This window comes from Pseudohalocynthiibacter sp. F2068 (genome assembly GCF_023015645.1).
Lineage (GTDB): Bacteria > Pseudomonadota > Alphaproteobacteria > Rhodobacterales > Rhodobacteraceae > Pseudohalocynthiibacter > Pseudohalocynthiibacter aestuariivivens.
In genome coordinates this window covers 126,858-151,745 of sequence record NZ_JALKAK010000004.1, presented here as the reverse complement: position 1 = coordinate 151,745, position 24,888 = coordinate 126,858, and the positions used below count along the sequence as shown (strand labels likewise).

20 protein-coding genes and 1 pseudogene are annotated in these 24,888 nt (G+C 50.6%); 6 read left to right on the top strand and 15 right to left on the bottom strand.

Annotated features, from left to right (window positions below; genetic code table 11):
• Window positions 1-53: 53 nt before the first annotated feature.
• Both MWU63_RS06795 and MWU63_RS06790 read right to left on the bottom strand, forming a co-directional pair.
• Entirely contained in the window at window positions 54-815 is a 762-nt protein-coding gene (locus MWU63_RS06795; RefSeq protein ID WP_213888586.1) for a hypothetical protein, read from the bottom strand.
• A gap of 79 nt (window positions 816-894) precedes the next feature.
• Entirely contained in the window at window positions 895-1,248 is a 354-nt protein-coding gene (locus tag MWU63_RS06790) for a hypothetical protein (protein ID WP_213888587.1), read from the bottom strand.
• A 748-nt stretch (window positions 1,249-1,996) separates the two neighbouring features.
• Here MWU63_RS06790 and MWU63_RS06785 point away from each other — a divergent pair.
• The 5 genes from MWU63_RS06785 (at window position 1,997) to MWU63_RS06765 (ending at window position 9,485) form a co-directional block, all read left to right on the top strand.
• On the top strand, window positions 1,997-2,710 hold the full coding sequence (locus tag MWU63_RS06785; RefSeq protein ID WP_213888588.1) for a polysaccharide deacetylase family protein: 714 nt from the start codon (window positions 1,997-1,999) through the stop codon (window positions 2,708-2,710).
• A gap of 545 nt (window positions 2,711-3,255) precedes the next feature.
• Window positions 3,256-3,705: a hypothetical protein gene (locus MWU63_RS06780; RefSeq protein WP_213888589.1), complete on the top strand. Its 450-nt coding sequence runs from the start codon at window positions 3,256-3,258 to the stop codon at window positions 3,703-3,705.
• Complete coding sequence (locus tag MWU63_RS06775; RefSeq protein WP_247077358.1) at window positions 3,698-5,971, top strand: glycosyltransferase family 2 protein; 2,274 nt, start codon at window positions 3,698-3,700, stop codon at window positions 5,969-5,971. Before MWU63_RS06780 ends, MWU63_RS06775 begins: the two co-directional genes overlap by 8 nt.
• 412 nt (window positions 5,972-6,383) lie before the next feature.
• On the top strand, window positions 6,384-7,118 hold the full coding sequence (locus tag MWU63_RS06770) for a class I SAM-dependent methyltransferase (RefSeq protein WP_247077356.1): 735 nt from the start codon (window positions 6,384-6,386) through the stop codon (window positions 7,116-7,118).
• 159 nt (window positions 7,119-7,277) lie between these two features.
• Window positions 7,278-9,485 carry a hypothetical protein gene (locus MWU63_RS06765; protein WP_247077349.1) on the top strand — a complete coding sequence of 736 codons (2,208 nt, stop codon included), beginning with the start codon at window positions 7,278-7,280 and terminating at the stop codon, window positions 9,483-9,485.
• Window positions 9,486-9,589: 104 nt separating this feature from the next.
• Here MWU63_RS06765 and MWU63_RS06760 read toward each other — a convergent pair.
• From MWU63_RS06760 to MWU63_RS06720, 9 genes and pseudogenes are all read right to left on the bottom strand, one after another.
• Window positions 9,590-9,868 (bottom strand): annotated as a pseudogene (locus tag MWU63_RS06760) (IS6 family transposase); the annotation flags it as partial.
• 167 nt (window positions 9,869-10,035) lie between these two features.
• Complete coding sequence (locus MWU63_RS06755; protein ID WP_213888593.1) at window positions 10,036-11,181, bottom strand: serine hydrolase domain-containing protein; 1,146 nt, start codon at window positions 11,179-11,181, stop codon at window positions 10,036-10,038.
• On the bottom strand, window positions 11,178-13,277 hold the full coding sequence (locus MWU63_RS06750; RefSeq protein WP_247077347.1) for an acetate--CoA ligase family protein: 2,100 nt from the start codon (window positions 13,275-13,277) through the stop codon (window positions 11,178-11,180). The genes MWU63_RS06755 and MWU63_RS06750 overlap by 4 nt, the downstream gene beginning before the upstream one ends.
• A complete protein-coding gene (locus MWU63_RS06745) occupies window positions 13,274-14,434 on the bottom strand; it encodes an acyl-CoA dehydrogenase family protein (RefSeq protein ID WP_213888595.1) in 1,161 nt (386 codons plus the stop codon). The genes MWU63_RS06750 and MWU63_RS06745 overlap by 4 nt, the downstream gene beginning before the upstream one ends.
• Window positions 14,435-14,446: 12 nt before the next feature.
• Window positions 14,447-15,244 carry an ABC transporter permease gene (locus MWU63_RS06740; protein WP_213888596.1) on the bottom strand — a complete coding sequence of 266 codons (798 nt, stop codon included), beginning with the start codon at window positions 15,242-15,244 and terminating at the stop codon, window positions 14,447-14,449.
• Window positions 15,241-16,092 carry an ABC transporter permease gene (locus MWU63_RS06735; protein ID WP_247077345.1) on the bottom strand — a complete coding sequence of 284 codons (852 nt, stop codon included), beginning with the start codon at window positions 16,090-16,092 and terminating at the stop codon, window positions 15,241-15,243. Before MWU63_RS06735 ends, MWU63_RS06740 begins: the two co-directional genes overlap by 4 nt.
• Window positions 16,093-16,178: 86 nt before the next feature.
• A complete protein-coding gene (locus tag MWU63_RS06730) occupies window positions 16,179-17,288 on the bottom strand; it encodes an extracellular solute-binding protein (RefSeq protein ID WP_213888597.1) in 1,110 nt (369 codons plus the stop codon).
• Between the two features lie 80 nt (window positions 17,289-17,368).
• Window positions 17,369-18,376, bottom strand: coding sequence for an ABC transporter ATP-binding protein (locus MWU63_RS06725; RefSeq protein WP_213888598.1), 1,008 nt, complete (start codon window positions 18,374-18,376; stop codon window positions 17,369-17,371).
• The gene (locus tag MWU63_RS06720) at window positions 18,377-19,267 is read right to left on the bottom strand and encodes a 3-keto-5-aminohexanoate cleavage protein (protein ID WP_213888599.1); all 891 of its coding nucleotides are present in this window, start codon (window positions 19,265-19,267) and stop codon (window positions 18,377-18,379) included.
• A 129-nt stretch (window positions 19,268-19,396) separates the two neighbouring features.
• On the opposite strand from MWU63_RS06720, the gene MWU63_RS06715 reads away from it, so the two are divergent.
• Window positions 19,397-20,467 (top strand): GlxA family transcriptional regulator, encoded by a 1,071-nt coding sequence (locus MWU63_RS06715; RefSeq protein ID WP_213888600.1) that lies wholly within the window; start codon window positions 19,397-19,399, stop codon window positions 20,465-20,467.
• Here MWU63_RS06715 and MWU63_RS06710 read toward each other — a convergent pair.
• The 4 genes from MWU63_RS06710 to MWU63_RS06695 all read right to left on the bottom strand — a co-directional run bounded on the left by MWU63_RS06710 (window position 20,464) and on the right by MWU63_RS06695 (window position 24,828).
• Window positions 20,464-21,405 (bottom strand): 3-hydroxyacyl-CoA dehydrogenase NAD-binding domain-containing protein, encoded by a 942-nt coding sequence (locus MWU63_RS06710; RefSeq protein WP_247077343.1) that lies wholly within the window; start codon window positions 21,403-21,405, stop codon window positions 20,464-20,466. The two genes, MWU63_RS06715 and MWU63_RS06710, sit on opposite strands and share 4 nt — an antisense overlap.
• Complete coding sequence (locus MWU63_RS06705) at window positions 21,406-22,209, bottom strand: carnitinyl-CoA dehydratase (protein ID WP_213888602.1); 804 nt, start codon at window positions 22,207-22,209, stop codon at window positions 21,406-21,408.
• 19 nt (window positions 22,210-22,228) lie between these two features.
• The gene (locus MWU63_RS06700) at window positions 22,229-23,266 is read right to left on the bottom strand and encodes an LLM class flavin-dependent oxidoreductase (RefSeq protein ID WP_213888603.1); all 1,038 of its coding nucleotides are present in this window, start codon (window positions 23,264-23,266) and stop codon (window positions 22,229-22,231) included.
• A gap of 80 nt (window positions 23,267-23,346) precedes the next feature.
• Window positions 23,347-24,828, bottom strand: coding sequence for an aldehyde dehydrogenase (locus tag MWU63_RS06695; RefSeq protein ID WP_213888604.1), 1,482 nt, complete (start codon window positions 24,826-24,828; stop codon window positions 23,347-23,349).
• Window positions 24,829-24,888 lie beyond the last annotated feature (60 nt).

Here is a 24,888-nt window from a genome sequence, read left to right as displayed (position 1 = left end):
GTGATTGACGCAAGTTTTGAAACTCTGGGGTTCAAAGCCCAGAGCATTGAAGGTTAATAGTTGGGAACGCATTGGCCTTTTGATTTCCGAAAATTCCTGTGGCACTCCCAGCGGTTGCCTGACCTGTCGAGATGAGCGTTGGCAGGCATGTCTATCGCTTCGCATCTATCGCCAGAGGCGGAATATCCGCGTTCGCACTTCCATCCCTTTCCATAGGTCGCGTCATCGAAATAGGCGTTCATAGGGATTGCAACAGCCTCGCACGTGCCATCCTGTTCAACGAAACCGCGTTCACAAGTCCAGGGCTGCCCATAGCCTGATGCATTCAGATAGGCGTTGGTCGGCACCGCAATTAGGGAACACGCGTCTCCAACATCCTCAAACCCGCGATTGCAAAGCCATTCTGAACCGTAAGTGGCATTTGCCAGATAGGCGTTTTCCGGAAGAGTGATTTCCTGGCAGACATCGTCAACCTTTCGATACCCACGCAGGCATTGCCATCGTTCCCCCGATGGATCCAGAAAGCCTCCAACGGGAACAACTACTTCAGCACAAACAGCGTCACCAGTTTCCCGGAAACCATGAAAACATTTCCAACCAGTCCCATAGACCCGGTTCGTCGGATAGGCGTTTTGCGGAATGACAACGTCAACACATGTGTCGCCTTCAACACGATACCCTAAGTCGCACTCCCACCCGTCGCCGTAGTTTTTGGCATGTGCGTTGTCTGGCATAGAGATGGTGGAAGATTGCGCGAAGGCAGGAACAGAAAACAGCAGCAGAGCCCAAATAGCGCAGGTAAGAAGTGCTACCATGTATTGAATATTTTTACTTGGATCTACCGTTCGGCACACGCACGCCAAATTTGGTGTGCGCAGCCGCGGCAAATCAGTATTACGACGCATCAAGTTCAAGCCCTTCAATGCACGCCACTGCAAGGTCGCGGTTCGGCGCTTCAGTTCCTGGCAGTGTCGCCCAGCCCGTGTCCATGACCGCTCTGCGGCGGTTGAAACCAGTGGCGTCTTGAATGGTTGCTAATTTTGCAACGCGTTCAGGGTCAGCAGCCGACATATCCAGGCAAACGGGCACCATGGCTCGTGTGACTTCGTCACTGGCAAAGCTTTTTGCCATCTTCTCGGCGTTGCCGCCGGTTGTCCATCCGCCCCAAGCAAAGCCAAGGATAGTAGCCGCAACCGCGCCTACTACAGCGCCATATACTCCGGGTTTGGTCCATTCTGGAAAAGTCATTTTTTATCCTCCGGCGGAGAAAGCGCCGCCTCACTGTTTTTATGTTTGTTTTAACAGGCCCGATCTTGCGCACGGGCCATATCCAAGTCGCGATGATCTACAGGGTAGAATTGGGACTGGCCTGTTCCCTAGCCCACCTGATCAACAGAGGCGTTGGCCATCTGCGACAAGTTGTAAACCTGAGGTTCGGCAAGACCTTGTCCTGCGCGATGACCTAGTGACCTCCCGTCGGCAACTCTTCGATGTAGCCACCTGTTACAAAGAGATGAAAGAACGTCACAAATGACGTGGTCGTGCGCGATGACATCGGCAACCTTCCAATACACCAAGCCCCCGCGAGGGGCGTGATAGCTGAATTTCATTGATAGTGGTGTGCAATTCTCTTCAGCAGGCGGTGCGCCTGAACGGCAGAAAACGGCAGTCCCTTACCTGACCTACATAGCCACTTGGCCCAATGTTTGCAACCGAACGCGTTTTGACAGGTGGAACACGGGTTCCACACAGCCCGATCCTAGCTTTCAATCTGGACCACTCAAGTGAGGCCACGCGACAGCGGCCACGTGCGCCGCGCAAACAGGCCGGACACATGACCGCATCTGACAAACAACAATCACATCAGAAATGTCTTGCTATGCAGGAGCCAACGGTATGGACCCCGCCGCCCTCGACAGCCGGAAATTGTCGTTGATAAGCCCATCTGATGTCATAGACTCGGTGCACACGCTATGAGGGGCATCAAGGGAATGATATGGAAAAAATCGCGACTGGCGTTTGCCTGACATTCGATGACCTCTTCGTTGAGAACTGGCTTGCGGCATTGCCGATCTTTGAGTCGCATCAAGCCAAAGCGACCTTCTGCGTGACGCAACTGCACAGCGCGACAGCGGGCCAAATCGAAGGACTTCGTGCACTTCAGTTGCATGGGCATGAGATCGGGTTTCATTCTCGAACCCATCCCCGGCTTCTCCCTTACCTGCGCCAGTATGGCCTAGAAAATTGGTTGACCAAAGAGATCGATGCCGGTGTGGAGGAGCATCGCGCAGCAGGATTTCCAGCGACGAGTTTCGCCAGTCCCTTTCACGCGTCCACATGGGAAACGAGGCGAGAGACCGGAAAACGGTTTGAGGTCGTCCGGGCGAAGGGGCCACGCGGCATGACTGCAGATCAGCTGGTTCGGCGGATCTACAAGTCGCCCGGTCGAAACAGTTCGGTCGACAACATCGGATCAATTGATTTTCGACATTCCAGTCAAGGAGGATGGGAATGGATGCAAACCATTCTCGACGCCCTCGTCAAACATCGAGGGGTCGGTATCTTCACCGGGCATGACATCCGAAATGAGGCAACGGGCGAGGGCCGTTACTCCACGCATTCCGACATGGAACGTCTGTTAGGTGAAATCCGAGATCGAGGGTTGAGGTTCTACACATTGACCAATTTCGCACGAATTTCGGCCGGATGAGCTCTTTCCTGAGCCCGGATTTCTGAAAGCTCCGACTTCCCCATTCCCCGATATTCTTGCTCCAATTGTAGTATGCCGCATCGCCGATCCCCACGGCTCGATACGCTGATTTCACGTCACTACCAGACGAAAGGTTCTGCTCAATCTCGGAGTTGTTTCACAACGTCTTCGCCACTGTAGCGGTTTATGGCCATACTGACTTCCCTTCTCAGAAGAAAAAAGTGACCCAATCCTTAGGCGCAAGACAGGGGTCAAAAAGTCAGATTTATGCAGCGAATAATTTCGAGACCAGCTTCATTTCAGCAATACCAATGTTGGGTGGTTCATTGTTGTAAATCCAGCACCATAACATTGCAAAAGCGAGAGCGGGCAGCCGGTTTTCTCGGGTGTGAACATTCAGTAAGCATGAACTTCAATTAGATTGCTGTTTCTTAAGATTAGAATAAGGGGGATTTCGCTTGGCTCCTCATAGGCATACTGGCTGGATGGTATGCTTGAGTTCGGTCGTGTGGGTTGTCTTTTATCTTTTGATAGAGCAATAATTAGTGCCTGAAGCAGCGGAAACGTTGTTTGGGGATGAAATGAGAGAGATACTAAAAATCGAGGAAGAAACCCAATCTGTAAATTTGTCTGTGAGGGACATTGCTCCGCGCGTTTTTGCGGCTACCGATGAGTTGATTTCTAGTTCTGCGGGTTTATTGCGTTCATATGGTCAGTATCTCGACAAGCAAGATGACCCAACAGTTGAGCAGGAAAACAAATTTGCCACCGAAGTTGAAAGCTTGGCCAACACACTTTTGGATGCTTCAAGCACCATCCGGTCTCTTTTGAAAAAAATGAAACTTTTGCCAACTAGATTGCAAATGCCGACACGAACGTTGCTCTCCCTCACACACCTCAAGTGTCGATTTGATAAGTTTTCTGAGAGTTTTCGTGGTGGCGCAACCCCAAGCGGCGATTTCTTGAATGTAAGAAACTCATTCGCAAATGCCTAATCAAGCGGGACCAAGCTGCAAATTGATCGTACGTCGCTTGGTCTGCATTCAAGCTTGCGGAGTAACGCTGCTGGATGCAGTTGAAAGCATTGGTGAAAAAGGTGTGCGCCAAGTGTCGTTGTTCTTTGGCGCAGGGACAAACCCAGAGGATATCTCATTTGCAAAGGGCTGGGAAATCGTTGCTACCGGTGGTGTCGGCGAAGGGCTCTGGTATGTAGCCGAATCCAAAAATGTTGGCCCTCTTGAGCTTAACTTGGCGAGCGAAAGGGTACAGATAGATCCTGCCAAGGCCGAGTTGGATTTACTGTCAGCCGCAAATGCGGCGGTCGCCGTACGCAACGGTGAATGCGCCGACACAGTTCTCACTTGGCTTAAGTATCATTGCACGTCGCATGGCATGAACGCAGCAGTAATTTTGAACAGGGCGAAACCCGATACTGACGAGAAATTTTTAACCACATTAAAAAATGGCCTCAGAAAGGCTAAGTTTAGTTGCGACGTGGTAGTTTTAGATGCGGTAGTACCTCTGGGTAAAGTCGGTTTGCCGCCTGAAGCTCACCCTTATTGCGCACCCGCTGCCCCCGGTAAGGACAGAATGGTTGTTCCGGCGCCCGACCCTTGGTCTTCGCCTTTTGGAACGCCCCTCTTTTATGAAATTGCGCGTGTACGGCATTTGTCTAAAGCCCGCGCAGTTGCAAACATAGATGTTTCTGACTTGCTGGCAGAAGATGGGGATGGAAATATATTTGATCGTGCGGATGAATCTGCAGGTGGAGTGATCTCAATCCTGGGAACACGATGCTATCCGTGGCGAATCCGCAAAGATAAACCCATACATTTTGCGGATCATATTTGTATTCAATTTGACAATGATTCCAAGGTGCAAAAGTGGTGTATTGCGCCTGCCCGCGCTCCCGAAAAATCTGTTTGGCGCGCTGTGCGCGTGGGAAATGCAACGCCTGATAGGTCGCAAACAGCTAGATTTTATCGTTTCATGGCGCTTCGCCATCCGGAACGGTCGGTATCGAAGATCGTACCGAAGTCGTCTCTGGTTGAGCATCGCGATCTTTTAAGACTCTCTCAATACTACTTCAAACACAAACCGGTGCGCGCGCCCAAACTGTCATCGGAGCAGCCAACATCTCAGCGAGACCGTTGCGTGATCGTGACAACGATGAAGAATGAGGGACCATTTATATTGGAATGGCTGGCATATCATCGCGCAATCGGATTCGATGACTTTCTGGTTTATTCAAATGACTGCACCGACGGAACCGACAGTCTTTTAGATCTGCTGCAATCAAAGGGTTTTCTTCAGCACCGCAACAACCCCTTTCGCTCAAAAGGGCTAAAGCCACAGCATGCCGCGTTGCAAGCCGCCGAAAAAGAACAGGTCATTAAAAACTCAAAGTGGGTCGTCTGCATTGACGTTGACGAATACATCAACATTAAGGTCGGAGCTGGCACGCTTGATGATTTGTTTACGGTCATCCCTGACGCCAACATGATATCGATGACTTGGCGGCTTTTCGGGAACGCCGATATTCACGCATATGCAGATCGCTTTATAACCGAGCAATTTACAAGATGCGCGCCCGAACTCGCACGCAAACCACATCAAGCATGGGGCTTTAAGACGTTATTTCAAAACATCGGTCTGTTCAAAAAACTCGGGGTTCATCGACCCAAGGGCCTGAACGCCCAACTTGTGGATCAGATCAACTGGGTCAATGGATCGGGCGAGCCCCTACCGCGCAATCATTACCGAAACGCCTGGCGGTCCACCGTTGAAACTTACGGCTATGACTTAGTATCGTTAAACCACTATGCCGTTCGTTCGGCCGAAAGCTTTTTGGTCAAACGTGACCGCGGGCGTGTCAACCATGTGGATCGTGATCAGGGACTGGCGTACTGGTTTCGGATGAACAACAATGCTGAAGTGGACCATTCAATCGCTAGCAAATCAAAAGCTTTGATGTCCGAGTATGACGCGATAATGGCCGATGAAGAAATAGCTGCTATGCATGCTGATTGCGTTAGGATGCACCAAGAAAAGATAAGAGAACTTTTGGAAGTGCCACACTACGCGGAGTTTTACGCGGCATTGACAAGCCAGCGGCTCGAAAAACTATCCAGAATGCATGTGCATTTTGGCGCCAACGTATTCCTGGCAGGCCCGGAAGTTATTCCAGATGAAATCCTATCCCAGGACCCGGATGAAACGTTTTTTTTCACAGTTTCCAAACGCGAGACGACGCACGAGTAGTCAGACTATACCCCCAATTTCAGAATTCTATCCCGGTAGCTTTTCACGCACGCGAACCATTAAGTTTTCAAACGTATCAAAATTTTAAAATTTCCATGGCCCATGAGGCGGTGAGGGCCTGAACGGCAAAGTCACAAAGACAAAACTCAATAAACAAGAAAACCTGGGGGCCGAGATTGAAAAATAAAGGCCCTTGAAGGGTTTCACATAGATGGCGTTTCGATCTGAATATCTGTTATCTCCGGCTGAGTGGTGTCTGCAATGTTAACGCAATCAATCAGTTGCAACACGGATAGAGTTGATAGTAGATGGCAAAAACACGAACAATCAGAAATGGGGCAAGTGATCATCGCTGCCCGTTGACCAACAAAAAGGTTTATGCGTGATTACTTTCAACCAAGCGATAGCAGCTATGGACCTCGACGAAATTGCTTCGCTTGATACCAGCGCTTTCAGTAAGCAGGATATTCTAAATCTGATACTTCAGCGTTCCGAAATCATCCGTGATCAAGACAATCACAATCGCTATATCAAGGCTTGGACGCAGGGAAATAGCGCTCCGATAATGGAACTCATTGAAAAACTTGGCGCCGATCTAATAGCCAAACGCGCTGGTGCAGTCATCTTTCTCGAATACCTCGAATTGAAACCCATTTTCGAAAAAGCTCCTCCCAAGAAAGTTGCAGATATTGGGTGCGGATACGCTTTTTTTAATCTATTTTTGGCACGCGATTTTGGTTGCGAAGTGGTGCTAATTGATCTGGAGCAAAACGACCACAAGCATTTTGGCTTCGAAAATGAGGGCGCAGCCTATTCAAATTTGGACGTCGCGCGAAGACTTCTGACTGACAATGGATTAGAGGATGGATCGATCTTCACGCTGAACCCTGAAAAAGATAAACTAAACGAAGTAAGAAATGTCGACTTTGCTTTTAGTTTCATTTCTTGTGGCTTCCATTATCCTTGGCAGACTTACCAACGTTTCTTTAAGACCTCTTTGAATAAGGGGGGGGCAGTTATTCTTGATTTAAGGCGCCGCAAATCTTTGGCAGCGCAGGCTGATATGGCAGAACTTGGCACAGTCGAAGTAATTGGAGGATCTGCAAATGGAAGCGCAGATCGGATTATGTTGACGCTTTCGCAGTAATACGCAACCCGATCCTTGCACGAATTGCGCTGCTGCATGGGCAATTATCGAAGGGAGGGCTCATCTCAAGCACCCCGCGGAAACCGTGAATTGCCTGTACGCAGACTCGCTGCACGCATATAGTATCCAAAAAACAGAGCAAGCTTTCAGGAACCCTACATGGTATGTACGCGCGAAGTTGGTACTCTTTGGATTGGTGGCCCCCTGAGTTGGATGGAACAACTTTGCTTGAAGTCCTTTGTAGACAAAGGGCAAAAAATCACACTGTTCAGCTACGAAGATATCCCAAACATCCCAAAGGGTGTTGTTTGGCGCAGCGGGCGTGAGATCATCGATACAGACGACTTCATAAAATACGAGCAGAAAGACAGCTTTGCCCTTTTTGCGGATTTGTTTCGCCTTCACATGTTACACAGGTGCCCTGGTATGATCTGGATTGACACAGATGTTTATTGTCACCGACCTATCGACTGTAGCGACGACTTTGTGATGGCATTCGAGTTACCTGGTGAACACCGCGTGAACAATGCTGTTTTGGGCCTGCCCGCCGACAGTGAAATACTGTCAGAAATGCTGCAGTTTACATCAGACCGCACATCAATCGCGCCTTTTTTGCCTGAAAAACGCCAGCGAGAGATGCGTGCTGCGCGAGATGCTGGAAATCCGGTTCATGTTAGCCAGCAGCCCTGGGGGGTTTGGGGGCCGTTGATGGTCACCCATTTTGTCCACAAACTGGGCCTGGAAAAACACGTACTACCCCTTCAGGCCTTTTATCCTATTACATTTCCCAACCGCGGAAAATTTCTCCGCGATGCAAGCTATGTAAAAGAATACATCACTGACGAAACCACAGGACTGCATTTGTGGGCTTCCAACAAAAAGCCACTAGGTAACAATCACTTTGGCCTTCCGCCTGCAGGTTCCTATCTGGAATATTTGACCCAGCTTCACGGTATAAACACAGCTTTGGCACCAATAAAGGGCCGTGCTAAAGCGAGATTTGACGGTGGGTTAGTAGATGAGCTTGATCTCGACACTGTAGAAACGGTCGCGGATCTGACAGGTGAAGCACGTAGCCTCGTCTTGGCGTTGCATCATAAACATGACTGTGACATCCATTTGGTGAATGCTGATCGACAGGGCAACATATCAAAACACCATCAGGATTGGATCAATGGATATGTTCAGTTTTTGATCGATCATGATGTGAATTCAGACAGCGTTAAAGTGATTGAGAATAAAAAGGATTTACGTCCTGTCGACGTTATTTGTAATCTGCGCGGATTTGGCGATCAGTTCAAAGTGCCGGGACTAAAAACATTTCTGGACAGATGTCTTCATTCAGAAACTCGGCTGTTCATGGATATTCGCAAAAGATCCGGCGCTTTTCCTTTCCTGAAGGATTACGGTAGCTCTGTGGTTCTATCGGACACAGTTGAAGAGGGGCGAAAAGTGTCGCGCGTGATGTTCACGCCAAAGCCGCCACAAGCAAGCGATTCTGAAACCGATTGGGATCGAATTGCACAAGAGTTGGCCGGCAAAAATGGATTCTATCGACGAGGCATTGCTGGTCACTCATTCTTATACATGCCTCGCTCAAAGGACACGCTTGTTGTCACATTTGATAACCTCGACATTGCAATGACCAAACGTGATGATCGTCGGCCGTGGGGGTTTTCGCTAATCGAGAGTCAGGACTGGTCCATGCTGGGTGTCTTGGCTGGCGGCTGGACTTGGTATCGCGAACCTTGGGTCTATCAGCAATTCGATGAACTACGCGACAGCGGTTTCTTCAAACAATTCAAGCGCGTAATATTCTACGGAGCATCAATGGGCGGCTATGCTGCGTGTGCATTTTCGGTGGCCGCACCAGGTGCAGACATCGTCGTGATCAGCCCACAGTCGACATTAGATAAGGAAATAGTACCTTGGGAAACACGGTACAAGGTTGCTTGGGATCGTGATTTTTCCGGCGACTTTGGCGATGCTGCCGAAGTTTCAAAAGCAGCACGGAGCGTTTCGATTATTTACGATCCATATGAACCTTTGGACGCAGCACATGCTGCCCGCTTCAAGCATGACAATGTGCGACACCTGCGCGCGCCCCTGATGGGACACAGGTTGGGATCATCCTTGAACCAAATGGGATTGCTATCGCAGATTATTCTCGGCGCATTATCCGGAACACTAACCAGCCAAGAGTTTTATGGTTTGCTTCGCGCCCGCAAAAAATTCCCACGCTATCAGCGCGAGCTTTTCAATCGAGCCGTAGCACGCGGGCACGTTGAACTTGCCCGCACTCTAGGAAACTACATCCTTACAAGAAATGAGAATAACGCAGTCCGCAGAGGGCTCAAAAGCCTTTAGTCAAACATGGCCTTGGGTGCGCAAATCTTATCGGCGAGCCTAAATCCAGCGATGTATCAATTAATTGTTGGCTGTCGAGACAACATCTACCCACACAAAGGCGCATCGCCGTTGGATTTCACGAACACTTCGTCGATGTGCCACTGCCAGTTCGAAAAGGCCCGCATTCGGCTGACTCGATTTCTGCGTATCTCGGCCGCGAACATCGGGCCAAACCTATTCCACTAAAACCGGGCTGTCTCATGGCTGATTTCGATGCCACGCTCGTGCAGAAGATCTTCCACGTTCTTCAGCGTTAGCGGGAACCGAACATACATCATCACCGCCAGCCGGATGACTTCTGAAATTGTTTTGAAATAGCGAAAGGGACTGCGTTTTGTCATCCAACGAAGCTACAAAACCACCCTGCCCGCCTCACGCCGGTTTCTTCTGACTTTGCCCTCGGGGTGCGAAGAAGGCTTCGCCCAAGATTGAGAAGGTCTGCAATTGGCTATTAGAAGAAGCAACTTTGAACGCTTGGCAAGCTAGAGAGAGCCACTGGAACATTGTCTTACTGACAGGCTTCAAGAATAGCACTCAGGCCATCCAGAACCTTAGTCATATAGTCGCTGTCATACCCAGCTTCGTTCTGCAGAACACTTAGGAAAGCGCACGAAATGCCAGTACTCATATCAACTAGTAAAAATTGTCCGCCATATCCCGCGTGCCCGACCAAACGGCCATTTGTCATCAGATGGTTTGAGTATCGGAGCCAATCTTTAGGGGGAAGCAAAGTCACACCTGACCTGGCCAAAGATTTATCCAAAAAATCACGGGCAGCAACGTTCTTACCATCCACACCAATTCCACGGCGGGCGATCAGCAAACCAAACCGTGCCAGATCTTCGGCGCTCATGCACCCACCACCGGAAAATGCTGGCAGGCCTTCAGCGCACGCGCTGATGTGAAAGCTCCCTTCGTATCCCGCTGCATCAACAATATTCTCAATTAATACACTCAAAGGCACTGGGCTGATCTTTGCACAAATCAAAGTCAGCACATCCGTATTCGCAGACTTGTAGTCAGCAAACCCCGATTGATTTGTGAGGTCGTCACCCGTGATCCCATTTGCGAATTCTCGCAGCGTAGGCTCCGGAGCATCGCCTATTGGCAAGCGCCATCCAAGTGCGATTTCCTCGGTGTAGCAACCTGCCTGCGGGTCCTCGTAGTCTTCGGAAAAATCATTGGCAACATTCATATCTAAAAGATTTTGGACGGGTGCTGTCGCGTACCCCGAACCAATGTCCGGCAAGTAATATGAAACAGGTTTGCCTAAATCCAGCAGACCCTGTCCTGCCAGTTTGCCAACGATCAGATGGATATTCATCTTTGATATAGACTGTATCGAATGCGGGTGCTTCGTGCTGAAATCTTCCGCGCATGTTTCATAAAGAATCTGATCGCCCCGCGCGCAAACCAAAGCAGAGAACGCGGGGTGGCTTGTTAAGGCTGCGACTTCAGGTATCGAACCTAAATCACTGTGGTTGCCGTTTTTTGTTAGCGTCAGAACAGTTCTGGCGCGAAACATCAATGCACGGCGGAACAGAAGATGTGCGTTATGAAAGCCATGGCGGCGGTGCTCCGGTTGGTTCCAACGTTGTTTGTTATTTGGCCCAACACTGAGGTCAGGGTTGGAAACAGATTTCGGGAGCCTCATGAAGATCGCCCAGAATGAACTAATACATCGACAGCTAACACTTCCTTTTCGTAGACAAACAGCGGGTTGATTTCGACCTCGGTGATTTGATCCAAATTACTTAGTACAAATTCCGTTAAATTGAACAGAGACATGCACAAAACGTCAAGGTCGACCTTGGGTTTTCCCCGAAATCCTTCTAACAACCGAGATACCTTCAACGACGCAATCGCACCTTTGATTTCTTCATTACTTGTTGGAAGCAACAAGGTTTTGGCGTCCCCAACCAGTTCAACCAATATGCCACCACTGCCAATCGTAATGGCATAGCCAAACTGCGGGTCTTGTCTGATACTAACGAATAGCTCAGCGATCGGTGGCTCAGCCATTTTTTCAATCAGAAAACGGTCTGTAACCGCATCCGGATTATAAGATGTAACTTTCAACCGCATACGTTCCAATGCACCTGAAACGTCTTCAGAATTTTGAAGATCGAGTTCGACAGCTCCCGCCTCGGTCTTATGTGCAAGCTTAGGACCCATCATTTTCAAAACAACGGGGAACCCTATTTGCACAGCAGCCTCGACAACTCCTTTGCCTCTGACATCGGAGCCAGCAGGAATCGAAATATTTGCCCTTGAAAGCAGTTCTTTGCCTTCCACTTCCTCCAGTATTGACAATGTTTCCGGTATTGCTTTGACCTTCAGAAGTTTAGGAGAGTGGGCCAAAATTCTCGATCGTTCTTGCCGCCAATTTGCAGCGGCTGCCATTGCATTCAGTGATTCGTGGACACCCTGCATCGGTGCGACACCTAAATTTATCAGATGGCTACGCGTTTCAGCATCCATGTTCTCAGGAATGGTGGCACAAATTGCTGCCGGGGTTTCGGCCTTTGCAGCAGCATCAGCGAAAGCTATGGCGTCATTTTGATACAAGAATTTGGACTCATCCAAACCAGCTGCCGGGTAGTCCTGAACCAAAATCGTTGCATCGGCGTTGCTCAGAGAGATAGCTTGCTCAAAAACAGGCGCCGTAAATTCTGGCTGACCCCAAATTGGGGTCGTATAGTCAAGCGGGTTTGACACCGTTGCGATGCTTGGCAAAATGCTAATTAGTTTATTGGTGCTGTCTTCATCAAACGGTGGAAACACCAACCCTATGTTTTCCGCATGATCGGCCAACATCGTGGCACCACCACCGGAACAAGTAAAACCCGAAACTCTGTTTCCGCAAGGTGCGCCGACGACACACAGATACTTCAGCGTCTCAAGAAATTGAGATGGGCTTGTGACAGAAATCACCCCGGTTCGCTCAAAAAGAGCCTCGTATAGCTCCTTTGAGCCCGATAATGATCCGGTATGGCTGACCGTGAGTGACCGACCAATGTCAGAGCTTCCTGATTTTAGAGCAACAATCGGAATGTTCAGCTTCAGGGCTTTAAGAGAAACTTGCGCAAACCGGGGGATGTCCTGCAATCCTTCAATATGAACGCCGATTGCCCTTACCGCCGGTTTTTCGCTTAGGATTTCTATGTAATCCTCGAGCGATAAAACCGTCTGATTGCCTGCAGATATCATATACGCAAGCGGGACCGAACGCTGGCTCATCGTTATATCAGACGAAAACATACCGCTTTGCGTGATGATTGCTGCACCATAACCTGGGCAGTCACCGCCATGCGCAAATGGCCATAGTGCTGCATTGTCCAAGTAGTTGATCATGCCATAACAATTAGGCCCGATCAGGGCCATCTCGCCCACTGCTTCTTTTAGCGCGTGCTCAGCCGCTTCCCCTTCTGCACCTGCTTCTTTGAAGCCTGCGGTGTAGCAAACAACCCCGCCAGCCCCCATTGTTGCCAGTTTTTCAATTGTCTGAACTGCTGCATCTCTAGGAACTGCCAAAAACACGGCATCTGGAGCTCGTGGAAGATCGTCGACAGAAGCGAAACAAGATATTCCCGCCAGATCCTCACGTTTTGGATTCACCGGCCAATATTCACCCGAAAATCCGCGCCGGCGCGCTTCGCCAATTGCAACAATCGCATCCGCCCCGCCAACAAACGCAATATGACGCGGGTTAAGTAGCCGATCGAAATTCTTTCGTTGTTCCGGCGTCATGCACCAAGTGGCCTCAGGATAGAGCGTGTAATAATGTGGCGCTGGATTTCCGAAGTGCCGTCCCAAATCCTTTCTAGGCGGGAATCTCTCCACAGACGCTGTATTGGCAATTCTTCCATTAACCCCATGCCACCAAATATCTGAACGGTGTCATCGGCAACCTTGTTTAGCATTTCTGAACAGTAAACCTTGACCATTGCGGCATCCATATCCTGCATGTGGCCTGCGTCGGCACGTTGGACCGCATCTGTTACCAACAAATCGGCCGTGCGCAGTCCTATCGCCATATCAGCCAAACGGAACCCTGTTGCCTGAAAACTACCTATGGGTTTACCAAATTGCTTGCGGTTTGCCGCCCAGTCGGTTGCCAACTCCATAATCCGTTCGGCTTTGCCGCAGCAGGTCGCCCCTACCCAGATACGCCCCATACCAAGCCACTTGCCTGACAATTCCAGACCATTGCCCTCTTCACCCAGAATCTGATCAGGGCCAAGCCGTACATTGTCAAAACTCAAGGCGAAAGTTTTGTACCCACGGTAGCTTACGCATTTATTGCCTTCACGTATGTTAAAGCCCGGCAATCCGACATCAACGAGAAACGCGGTAACACGTTTGCGCGGTCCACGAGTTGTTTCATCGATACCGGTTGTGGCGAACACAATCGCAAAATCAGGCATACAGGGGCCCGAAATGAAGTGTTTTGAGCCGTTCAGTATCCAGTCGTCACCATCACGCCGAGCATTGGTCTTCATACCCATCACATCTGAACCAGCCTCTGGTTCAGTTAAGGCAAACAACTCGCGTTTTTCTCCGGTGACACATGGCGCAAGGTAGCGTTCAATCTGGTCACCTTTGCACGCCAGCAACAATTCTGTCGGACGCCCAATCCACGAATGGAGTGCGTGGCTGGTTTTGCCATACTCGCGTTCGACAACGGCCATTGCAGAGTAATTCAGCCCACCGCCACCGACATCTTCGGGTAAGTTTGAAGCATAAAGACCAACTTCCTTGGCGCGCGTTTCTATTTGGCGGCCCAATTCTTCGGGTACGTCGCCTAAACGATCAACCAATTCTTCATGAGGATAAATCTCCTCCTTCAAAAAACTGCGGACAGTGTTCAGCAAAAGTTCGTTTTCGTGGGAAACCGCGATATTCACATTTTACTCCCGCTAGTCATTCTGAGTTTGGGCGCGTCTGCGCGATAGAACCGTCGACACCCCAAAAGCAATTACAGTTATGGCGATCAAAACAACGGCCGCTGCCGCGACTGTCGGATCAGTATTCTCACGGATGCCGTTCCACATGCGGCGTGGCAGCGTGTAAACGTTGAATTTTGAAATGAACAAAGTCACCACGATTTCATCCCAGGACAGGATGAAAGCAAACAGCGCCCCGGCAAACACTCCGGGCCGAATGGATGGCAGGATAACGCGACGCATCGTTGCCCAGTTTGATGCACCAAGGTTCTTTGAGGCCTGCTCCAGCTTGGGATCGAAATTCGCAAGTGATGCGCTGACAGTAATCAACACCATCGGGCTAGCAAGAATTGTATGTGCGATGATCAATCCCGGATAGCTGTCAAGCAAGCCAAGCGGTATCCAAAGTCGGTAGAACGCCATCGCTGAAATGATCTGGGGAATAATCAATGGCAGCAACAGGAATGCTCGAACCAGTTCGCTGTACTTAGACGACACTCTCCACAAGCCAATGGCGCAAAGTGTTCCCAGAATAGTTGCGAGCAACGCGGTGCTTGATGCGATTATTGCACTTTGTGCAAAGCTGGAAAGCCATTCGGGGCTTGTGAATAGTTTTTCGAAATGCCTGAGCGAGAGTTCCCCCTTGGGCATCGAAAGAAACCGTTTTGGCGTCAGCGATACGGGGATCGAGATGAGCGCTGGCAGAACAAGAAAAAACAGCAGCACCCAGGCGCCAGTACGATTAAACATTGCTAGCATGCTTTGTTTCATGACGTGCTCCCCCCGAATACGGTGCTGAGCTTCATGAATTTCGACATGATATAGAGCAGCGCTAACACGCCGAACAACATCAGTGCAGCAAGCATCGCGGCGGTGCCCCATTTCAATGTCACAAGCAGTTGTACGGAGATATATTCAGCAACCATCAGCACCTTGCCGCCGCCAAGGATCGCAGGTGTGACATAGAAGCCAAGGCTTAGAATGAAAACAAGCAGGCAAGCCGCCACGATTCCGGGTTTGGTCAGAGGCAGATAAATGCGGAAAAATGTTTGCGACCCTGTGGCACCCAGATTTCGCGATGCACTCATTACCCGGGTGTCCAGCGTTTGCATGTTTACCAAAAGGGGCAGCACGGCATAGGGCACCATGTAGTGTACCATACCGATTAAAACACCGAGCTCGTTACGAACAAAGGCGACAGGTTCACTGATGATATTGAGGGTTTCTAACGCATTGTTCAAAAGGCCATTGTGACCAAGCAGCATCAACCACGAAAACGTACGCACCAGAATGGATATCCAGAAAGACACCAGTAACAGCGTCAGCATCAGTTTTTGTCGTTTTTTGTGCGCGTGCACCATGGCGTAAGCGATTGAATAACCAAATGCGACACTGATGATCGTAGTGATCAGACATATCCGGAAAGTTGTCCAGATAATGCGAAGTAAAGTGTCGTTGGTATATAGCTTTTGATAATTTTGCAGGCCCGGCTCTGGATCCGTCAAGCTTAGCCAAAGAATGTTCAGGATCGGCCCCAGATAGAGAACAACCACCAACATCAAAAAAGGCGCGACCAGCACCCAGCCAGGGCTTACATGTTTACGCAGGGAGTCGATCACTGAGTGCGCCTTTTAATTCAAAAATTATCTTTGATCAGCCCAGCCCGGTGATCAGGAAGAGGTATCGCCGGGCTGAGGCCTTTGGCTTAGCTGATCGCTTCAAGGAAAGCGTTCACTGCATCGCCGCCGTTCTCACCCCACCAGACCGGGTCGTTAAAGGCGACATTGTCGATGTTCATCGCTGACGTTATCGCATAGGGCTGCTGGTCTTCGGGGATCATGGCAAATGCCTCTGGGTTTGACGGTGTCATCCCCAAACACTCAAGCAGCTGAAGCTGCGCAGCAGGATCTTGCGCCGTGGCAATAAACTTCATTATTGCCTCGCGGCCCGCCGGATTACCCTTTGGAACAATGTAGGCTCCGGGCATCGCCAACGCTTCGTTCATTACCAACTTGTAGCGATCATCTGTGTCGATCTCGATGTTGCGGCCACGGTTTTGCCAGACCATACCCATGGAAACTTCGCCATTCACAACCATCGAATGTGCCTCGGACCCAGAACCCCAATAAAGGCTGTCGTCCTTCATGGCCACCAGCTTGGCCAGCGCACGATCCATATCAAGTGGGTAGAGTTCGTCTTTGGAGACACCGTCCGCCATCAAAGCCGCTTCAAGAGAGCCATTGGCCCATTTGTAAAGCGAACGTTTGCCAGGGAATTTTGCAGTATCAAAAAAATCTGCCCACGAGTTAGGGGGGGTATCGCCATATGCCTCGGTGTCGTAAACGAACGCATAGCCGTAAAGGATGATCGATACACCGTGCTCTACAGCATAGTTTGGCAAGGTTTTTGCCTTATCAACAACGTCATAATCGATCGCTTCAAGATGGCCTGATGGCCCAAGCGCGATTGCGTCAAACAGGTCTCCGTCGCAAACATCGGCTGTGACATTTCCACTGTCCACCATTTCCCTGATTTTACCCTGCAATGGGCCAGAGGTGTCAAAGCGCAAAGGCATTCCTGTGGCTTCTTCAAATGGTTTACCGATGGCATTGCCGTGGCATTCCTCGGATTGACCGCCCCAGTTCCACATTACGATCTCGTTCGCTGCAGCCTCGGCATCGCCGACCATAACTGCAGAAGAGGCCACACCCGCCATCGCACAAAGTGTGAGGAAAGACCGGCGGTTCATTCTTCCGGCTTTGAACGCCTCAGCCCCTTCGAACAGTGTTTCGCGCATGAATTGCTTGTCTTGCATAATGATAACTCCTTGTTGGTGTTAACGAGCTTTTGCTCTTTTAGCTGGCGCCATTTTCTGACGCTCAAATTGATCGTGATCTACCCGTTCCTTAGCTTAACTGTTGCCCTGTCTTCCCATGTCAAATCGACTGCTTGTCCTTCTTTAAGCGGGTACCTGTTTCTCCAGGAGTCGACATCAACCTCCAACTCCTCGTCGCCTTCGACGGAAACCATGAATTTCTGGACCGAGCCAAAATAGGTGATTGAGCGAATTGTTCCCGTAGCGCGGGCGGTGACATCTCCCTGCCCCGCCGGGTGAATATCAATCTTCTCTGGACGAAGAGCATGCAGCCCGTCTTTGAGATTAAGAAAGTTGCTTTTCCCAAGGAAACTTGCCGCGAATTTCGTTTCCGGCTTCTCATACAGTTCTTGCGGTGTTCCAACCTGCTCAATTGCACCATCCTGCATGATCACGATGCGGTCAGACATTGACAGCGCTTCTTCCTGATCATGTGTCACGTAGACGAAAGTGGTACCGACACGGCGGTGGATATCTTTCAGTTGCTCCTGGACTTCGACGCGTAGTTTTTTGTCCAATGCACCCAGAGGTTCATCCAACAGCAAAACCGGAGGGGCAAAGCAAAGCGCGCGCGCCAGCGCAACCCGTTGCTGTTGGCCACCAGAGAGCTGGCCCGGTTTGCGTTCGCCAAATTCATGCAATTGAACTAGGTCCAGCATCTCATCAACACGGGCAGATATCTCAGCCTTAGGGCGCTTGCGAACGTCCAGTGCGTAACTAATGTTTTCACGGACTGTCATGTGTGGAAACAGCGCATACCCCTGAAAAACCATACCAAAGTTGCGTTTTTCAGCGGGCACATTCGCGATTGACAACCCATCAAGCTCGATGTCGCCGGAAGTTATATCCAAAAACCCTGCAATCATCATCAACAGGGTTGTTTTTCCCGATCCCGACGGACCAAGCAGTGTCAGAAACTCACCTTGCTGAATTTCGAGATCAACATCGTCTACCGCGACAAAGGATCCGAATTTCTTTTGCAGTTTCTTCAGTTGAAGACTGCCTTGTGCGTTGTTCCCACCCACCATTTATTCGGTTGCTCCGCGCAACTTAAGCTTAATGCGAGCTTCGGCCGGGTTTATTGCGCGTCCGCCCATACGTTCTATAATTTCAATCGCACGCGTCACTAACTGACCGTTTGTGGCCAGAACCCCACGATCCAGATAAATGTTGTCTTCAAGACCAACGCGAACATTTCCACCCATAGCCACTGCCGCTGCCGCCATTGGCATCTGCATGCGTGAAATTCCAAAACTTGCCCAGCTTGCGTCCGGCGGAAGGTGGTCTTTCATTACCTTCATGGTATCGACGCTTTGATCTGCGCCCCAAGGAATGCCCAAGCAGATTTGGAACATGGGTGGATCCGCAATCAAACTTTCCGCAATCATCTGACGCGCAAAACGAATGTGACCCAGTTCAAAAACTTCAAGTTCGGGCTTCACACCCCAATTGCAGGTTAACTCGGCCATTTTTCGCAAAGTCGGCGGTGTTGAGATGTAAATCTCGTCGCCATCTCCGAAATTCAGAGTGCCACAATCCAGTGAACATATCTCGGGCATACATTCCTTGATGTGAGCAAGCCGTTCTTCAGGGCCGATCATGTCGGTACCCGGACCCGGCATTGCAGGATTATGTGCATCGGGCACCCAATCTCCCCCCATTCCGGCGGTCAGATTGATAATGACGTCCGTGTCGCTGTTGCGAATACGATCAACGACCTCTTTGAACAATTCAGGGGCGCGCGAACCCTTGCCCGTCTCTGGATCCCGAACATGGATATGCGCGACTGCGGCCCCGGCTTTTGCTGCCTCTATTGCAGCATCCGCAATCTGTTTTGGTGTGATAGGAACATGCGGGCTGCGGCCAGTTGTATCTCCGGCTCCTGTAACCGCACAGGTAACAACGACATCGTAATTCAAGCGCAATCCCCCCCTTATTTGACACCATCTTGAGGCGGAGTCCTTTTCTGCATGTCGATTTTTCGTCGAATCAGCTATACTTATGGCGAATATTCTCACTATCGAAGAAATATTGTGAAAGGGCGGGAAATGGATCTTGATCAGGACCCACAAACCAAAGCCATTGGCATTGCCTGTGTCTTAATTCCGCGTTTCAACATGATGACATTCACGAGTCTGCTCGAACCAGCTCGGATCGCAAACTACCTTTCACCAACACCGTTGTTTACTCAGGAGTTCTATTCTTTCGATGGTTCAGAAGTCGCGGCAAGCAACGGATTGTCTGTCAAATGCGTTCCACCGCCCGAGAAACTAGGGCGCAACGATATCGTTTTTGTATTAGGCAGTTGGGGTGGTGAGCACTATGCCAATACAAAGCTTTTTTCATGGCTTAGGCTGCAGGCACGCCTTGGAGTACGACTCTGCTCTGTAGAGATTGGCAGCTATATTTTTGCGCGCGCCGGGCTGTTGTCGGGCAAGTCTGTCACGACGCACTGGTCTTATTTGGCAGGGTTTCAGGAACAGTTTCCCGATGCATTGGCGACGGAACAATTGTTTACCGTAGACGGACAGATAATGTCCTGCTCGGGCGGAACAGCGGGTATCGATCTGATGTTACACATCATCCAAGACGAATATGGAGAACGACTAACTGGCGAAATTTCGGACCAGATTATGCACCACCCTGTCCGCCCACCCGATGCACCGCAACGCATGACACTGGGGCGTGGAATCGAAACACTAGCACCAGATGTTCGCGCTGCAATCAACATCATAGAAGCCTTTATCAGCGAACCTCTTACTGTTCCCGAGATCGCTGAACAAATTGGTATTTCCCAGCGGCAACTTGAGCGGCAATTTAAGAAGGCAATGGGCTGTAGTGTCGTCCAATTTGGCTTGCTCCTTCGCTTGCAGCATTCACGGGTATTGTTGATTTCAACCGACTTGGGGGTTCGCGAGATTGCAACTGCCTCTGGTTTCAATTCACTTTCACATTTTGCCTTTGCCTTTAAAAAATGTTTTGAGCGCAGGCCGAGTGAGTATCGAATGGCTTGGCCGGAAAATGACACGGCACCCCATTGGCCAGGGACGCTTTCAAAATTCCTGGATACACTTGAAGTCAACCACCGACTAAAACAGGCACAGCGTTCAGGGTACTAGGCCGTGTCGCGAATGGCGCGTAAAACTGCAACGATCTGACGGTCGCGTTTTGCCGCCATCTCTTCGAAACCGCGATCACCGGCAATTTTGTTGCACCCATCAACCATCCGGTCGCGCAATTCCTTGGTCAACTCGGGCGCCTCCAATCGAGTCCAAGGTAGTTTTAGCGCGGGTCCAAACTGATCAAGATTTGTGGCCATTCCACCTGCCCCGCACGCCACGTGAAATGCCATGCATTGCCCTTGAACCGCCATACGGGGCGCCGGGCCGTTAATAAGCGCAATATCGATGTCTTCCGGCGTCGCTTCGCCGTTTGCTACCATGTGCAAGGCTTCGCGCCACAGTGCCTCTTGAAGCCGTGTCGCCACAAATCCGGGAATTTCCTTTTTCATGACCAACGGCACTTTACCCGCGATTTTATAGAATTCTTCGGCCCAGAGTACGGCCTCTGGAGCTGTTTTTTTTCCGCCGACAATCTCGACCAAAGGCAGAAGATATGGCGGATTGAATGGATGCCCAATCACCGTTCTTTCGGGAGTGGCGCAGCCAGCCTGAATATCGGTCATCATCAGACCCGATGTTGATGATCCGATCACAATGTCAGGTGGCACGATCTGCCCAAGTTTTTTGTAGAGCGTCTGTTTCATTCCCAGATTTTCTGGCGCGCTTTCCTGAATGAACTCAGCGCCTTCCACGGCCTCGTTCAAGTTCGTTACGATCTTGAGTCTGTCCAGAGAAGCGCCAGACGAAAGACCAAGATCGGTTAGGCTTTTCCACGCAGTTTCCAGTATCGCCATAAAGGCGGGCGTTTCGTCTTTATCATGAAGATAAAGCGTTACATCGTAACCGCGTGCAAGAAAATGGGCGGCCCAGCCGCCGCCGATAGGGCCACCTCCGATACTGGTGACCCTCGTAACTTCATTCACAGCAGGAAGCATCTATTTGCCCTTAAAGCTGGGTTCGCGTTTTTCAACAAAAGCAGCAACCCCTTCAGCCGCATCTTCTGACTTCAGCATTTTGCGATAGGTAGGCATTTCGTCTGTCCGCATTTTTTGGAACGCCTGCTCCAACGGCACACATTCAATTGCACGCTGCACTTCTTTGACACTTTGCATCGCTAGCGGGGCAGACCAAGCAATTGAGTCAGCCCATTCACGCGCTGCTTCCATAAGTTGGTCTTTGGGTACGACCTTGTTGATCAGTCCATAGTGTGCTGCTTCTTCAGCACTCATCCGTCGACCGAGCAGAAACATTTCCATTGCAATGTTGTGAGGAATACGACGTGGAAGCCGTTGCAAAGCTCCAGCGTCCGGCACAATTCCGAGAGGCATTTCTGGTAGGCCGAACTCGACATTGTCGGCTGCGATAATCAGATCACACGCCATGGCAAGCTCGAACCCGCCGCCTATCGCAAGGCCATTCAGGGCCGCAATGACAGGTTTGTTCAGGTTCCAGTTTTCAGTTAGACCGGCGAAACCGCCGTCTCCATAATCGGCAGTCTCCCACCAATTGTCCAACTGCATCTCGCCAGCGTTTAGTGCTTTCAGATCCCAGCCTGCCGAAAACACACGGTCGCCTTCGGCTGTTAGAATTCCAACCCAAAGCTCAGGATCATCGCGCAACTCCGCAAAAGCGGCTCCCAAGGCCTGACTCATCGGTATGTCGATGGCATTTACCTTTGGTTTGTTCAGTTTCACTTCCAGAACGCGACCGTTCCGGGTTACCTCGACACCATTTGTCACACGTTTCTCCTAATTCAAGTTATGCGAAAGCAGGAATGACTTCGTCGCAAAACAGCTCGAGTGAATGCTTTTGTTCAGCCAATCCAAGCCCCATGCTCGCGTAGTAGATGAATTCATCTACACCGCGTTCTTCGTATTGCTTCAGCTTAGCGATCACCTCTTCGGGTGTGCCGAACATAAGGTTCTGCGCCAGCATGTCCGGATCATACTCATCGCGGTTCTCTAAGCTTTCCAGTGGAATCTGTTTGGCAAAACCATTGACCACATCATCAAGATTCTTGAACAGGTTTTCAAATTGGCTGAGCTGCCTGCGGGCTGCAGCGATGGGCACACCTCGATCCGAAGGTTTATCGTAGACAGCGGTATGGCGCATCATTGCGATAATCGGGCGTTTGGCACCGGGGTTTGCCTCCATCGCTTCGTCTAACCGCTGCAAGTAAAGATCAACCTCGCTCATTGGGCGGGTCAATGGCCAGGACATGATATTGTAGCCGTGTTTGACAGCATAATCGAAGGTGATTGGCGCACGTGCTGCCACCCATATTGGAGGATGAGGTTGCTGTAACGGTTTGGGAACAGAGGTTGCTTTGGGGAAGGACCAGAACTCACCGTCATGTGCATAATCCCCTTGCCATAACGCCAGTACTGCCGGCAGCATTTCATGCATGTATCGCCAAGCATCAGACTGTTTGAGCCCCGGATGCATCCGGTCAAATTCACGCTGGTAGGCACCTGATCCAATGCCAAACTCCAAACGTCCACCGCTGATCAGATCGGTCATTGCCGCTTCGCCCGCCAAACGAATTGGGGTCCAGTACGGGGCAACTGCAACGGCGGTACCCAACCGAATTTTTTTCGTATGCTCACCCCACCATGTCAGTATCTGGAACGGGTTCGGAGCAATCGTCATTTCCATCGAATGATGCTCGGCCGCCCAGACTATGTTGAAACCGCCCTTGTCCGCCATTTTGACCATCTCAAGGGTGTGCTGCTGCACATCGGTCATGTCCAGACTGTCATCAATCCGTTCCATGTTTATTGCGAGTTGGAATTTCATGTTCAGAGCCTTTCTCGTTCTGCCAGTAACCAGTTTATTTGGTCTTCGGCGTGGCTATTCTTTTTCAGGTGATACGCGTTTCACCGCATGACGAATGGGTTTGAGATTGGTTCGCTTGAAGTATTCATCCAGACGGTTTTTGGTCGGGTGTAGTCATACATCGCCTGAAAGCCGCTTTCGCGACCGTAGCCAGACCCTTTGATGCCGCCGAACTCGGCTATGGGTGAGACGACACGGTATGTGTTGACCCAGACAATACCAGCCCGCACAGCCTTGGCCATTCGCAAGGATCGGGCGCTGTCTTGGGTGAAGATGCCTGCCGCAAGGCCATGAACCGTATCATTCGCAAGTTCGATAACTTCGTCTTCATCGCGAAAGCGCAGAACACTCAGCACCGGGCCAAACAGTTCGGTATCCACGATGCGCATGTCCTGACGCGGACAGGCAATTATTGTGGGTTCGTAGTAAAGCCCGCCCATCCCTTCGGGGCGCTTGCCACCGCATAAAAGTTGCCCGCCTTCGGTTTGGGCATGGGCGACTTCGCGCTCGATATTTTCCAGTTGGCCTGTTGTGCAAAGCGGACCCATCTGGGTTTCTTCCATCAAAGGATCCCCAATTACGATATTACGCGCCATTTCTGTCATCTTTTCCAGAAACTCATCGGCAATATCTTCGTGCAGATACAGACGAGAGCCAGCGACACAGCTTTGCCCGGTCGCACCAAAGATGCCCGCAATTGACCCGTTCACAGCGCTTTCGATGTTCGCATCATCGAAGACAATGAATGGGGATTTTCCCCCAAGTTCGAGCGAGACTTCCGCGAAGTTTTCAGCAGAATTGTAAAGAACATGCCGCGCTGCATTCGGGCCGCCCGTAAACGAGATACGCGCAACCAGCGGGTGCGAGGTCAGGGCCTTACCACACGGGTCCCCGTGGCCCGTCATGATATTAACGACGCCTGCCGGAAACCCTGCCTGTTCAATCAGTTTGCCAAATTCAAGCATTGCGGCAGAGGCGTGTTCAGAAGCTTTCAGAACAACCGTGTTCCCCGCCGCAAGCGCCGGCCCCATCTTCACAGCAACAAGAAACAGCTGCGAGTTCCACGGTACAATTGCAGCGACAACACCAAGCGGTTCGCGATTGGTAAAGACAAAAAGATCAGGTTTGTCGATTGGCAGGGTTTCTCCGCTGATCTTGTCAGCACAGCCAGCATAGAAGTGAAAAAACTCGGCAATGTATTTCGCCTGCCAGCGCGTTTCCTTCAGCATCTTTCCCGTGTCGATAGACTCTGTCCGGCCTAGTTCTTCGGATTTCTCGGCAAGCAAGTCAGCCAGACGACGCAAGTGCTTGCCGCGTTCTGTCGGCGTCATGGAGGCCCAGGGGCCTTTGGTAAATGCGTGATGTGCGGAACGAACGGCCCGATCAACATCTTCGGCAGTTGCCTCCGGAGCGCGCGACCACACCTTGCCAGTCGTCGGATTAATACTGTCGAAGGTTTTCCCGTCAGACGCATCGACCCAATCACCGTCAATGAGCATCTGGTAGGTTTGGATATCCGTCATAGCGCCCTCGTCCCTGTCTGTTTCGATTCCTATTCTTATCGGTTCTTTCCAACAAACATG

Excerpts from the sequence above, each read along its gene's own strand:
- MWU63_RS06740 (WP_213888596.1), bottom strand. The coding sequence starts at position 15,244 with ATGAAACAAAGCATGCTAGCAATGTTTAATCGTACTGGCGCCTGGGTG.
- MWU63_RS06795 (WP_213888586.1), bottom strand. The coding sequence starts at position 815 with ATGGTAGCACTTCTTACCTGCGCTATTTGGGCTCTGCTGCTGTTTTCT.
- MWU63_RS06710 (WP_247077343.1), bottom strand. The coding sequence starts at position 21,405 with ATGCTTCCTGCTGTGAATGAAGTTACGAGGGTCACCAGTATCGGAGGT.
- MWU63_RS06790 (WP_213888587.1), bottom strand. The coding sequence starts at position 1,248 with ATGACTTTTCCAGAATGGACCAAACCCGGAGTATATGGCGCTGTAGTA.
- MWU63_RS06695 (WP_213888604.1), bottom strand. The coding sequence starts at position 24,828 with ATGACGGATATCCAAACCTACCAGATGCTCATTGACGGTGATTGGGTC.
- MWU63_RS06700 (WP_213888603.1), bottom strand. The coding sequence starts at position 23,266 with ATGAAATTCCAACTCGCAATAAACATGGAACGGATTGATGACAGTCTG.
- MWU63_RS06730 (WP_213888597.1), bottom strand. The coding sequence starts at position 17,288 with ATGCAAGACAAGCAATTCATGCGCGAAACACTGTTCGAAGGGGCTGAG.
- MWU63_RS06715 (WP_213888600.1), top strand. The coding sequence starts at position 19,397 with ATGGATCTTGATCAGGACCCACAAACCAAAGCCATTGGCATTGCCTGT.
- MWU63_RS06765 (WP_247077349.1), top strand. The coding sequence starts at position 7,278 with ATGGTATGTACGCGCGAAGTTGGTACTCTTTGGATTGGTGGCCCCCTG.
- MWU63_RS06750 (WP_247077347.1), bottom strand. The coding sequence starts at position 13,277 with ATGACGCCGGAACAACGAAAGAATTTCGATCGGCTACTTAACCCGCGT.
- MWU63_RS06770 (WP_247077356.1), top strand. The coding sequence starts at position 6,384 with ATGGACCTCGACGAAATTGCTTCGCTTGATACCAGCGCTTTCAGTAAG.
- MWU63_RS06785 (WP_213888588.1), top strand. The coding sequence starts at position 1,997 with ATGGAAAAAATCGCGACTGGCGTTTGCCTGACATTCGATGACCTCTTC.
- MWU63_RS06725 (WP_213888598.1), bottom strand. The coding sequence starts at position 18,376 with ATGGTGGGTGGGAACAACGCACAAGGCAGTCTTCAACTGAAGAAACTG.
- MWU63_RS06775 (WP_247077358.1), top strand. The coding sequence starts at position 3,698 with ATGCCTAATCAAGCGGGACCAAGCTGCAAATTGATCGTACGTCGCTTG.
- MWU63_RS06755 (WP_213888593.1), bottom strand. The coding sequence starts at position 11,181 with ATGAGGCTCCCGAAATCTGTTTCCAACCCTGACCTCAGTGTTGGGCCA.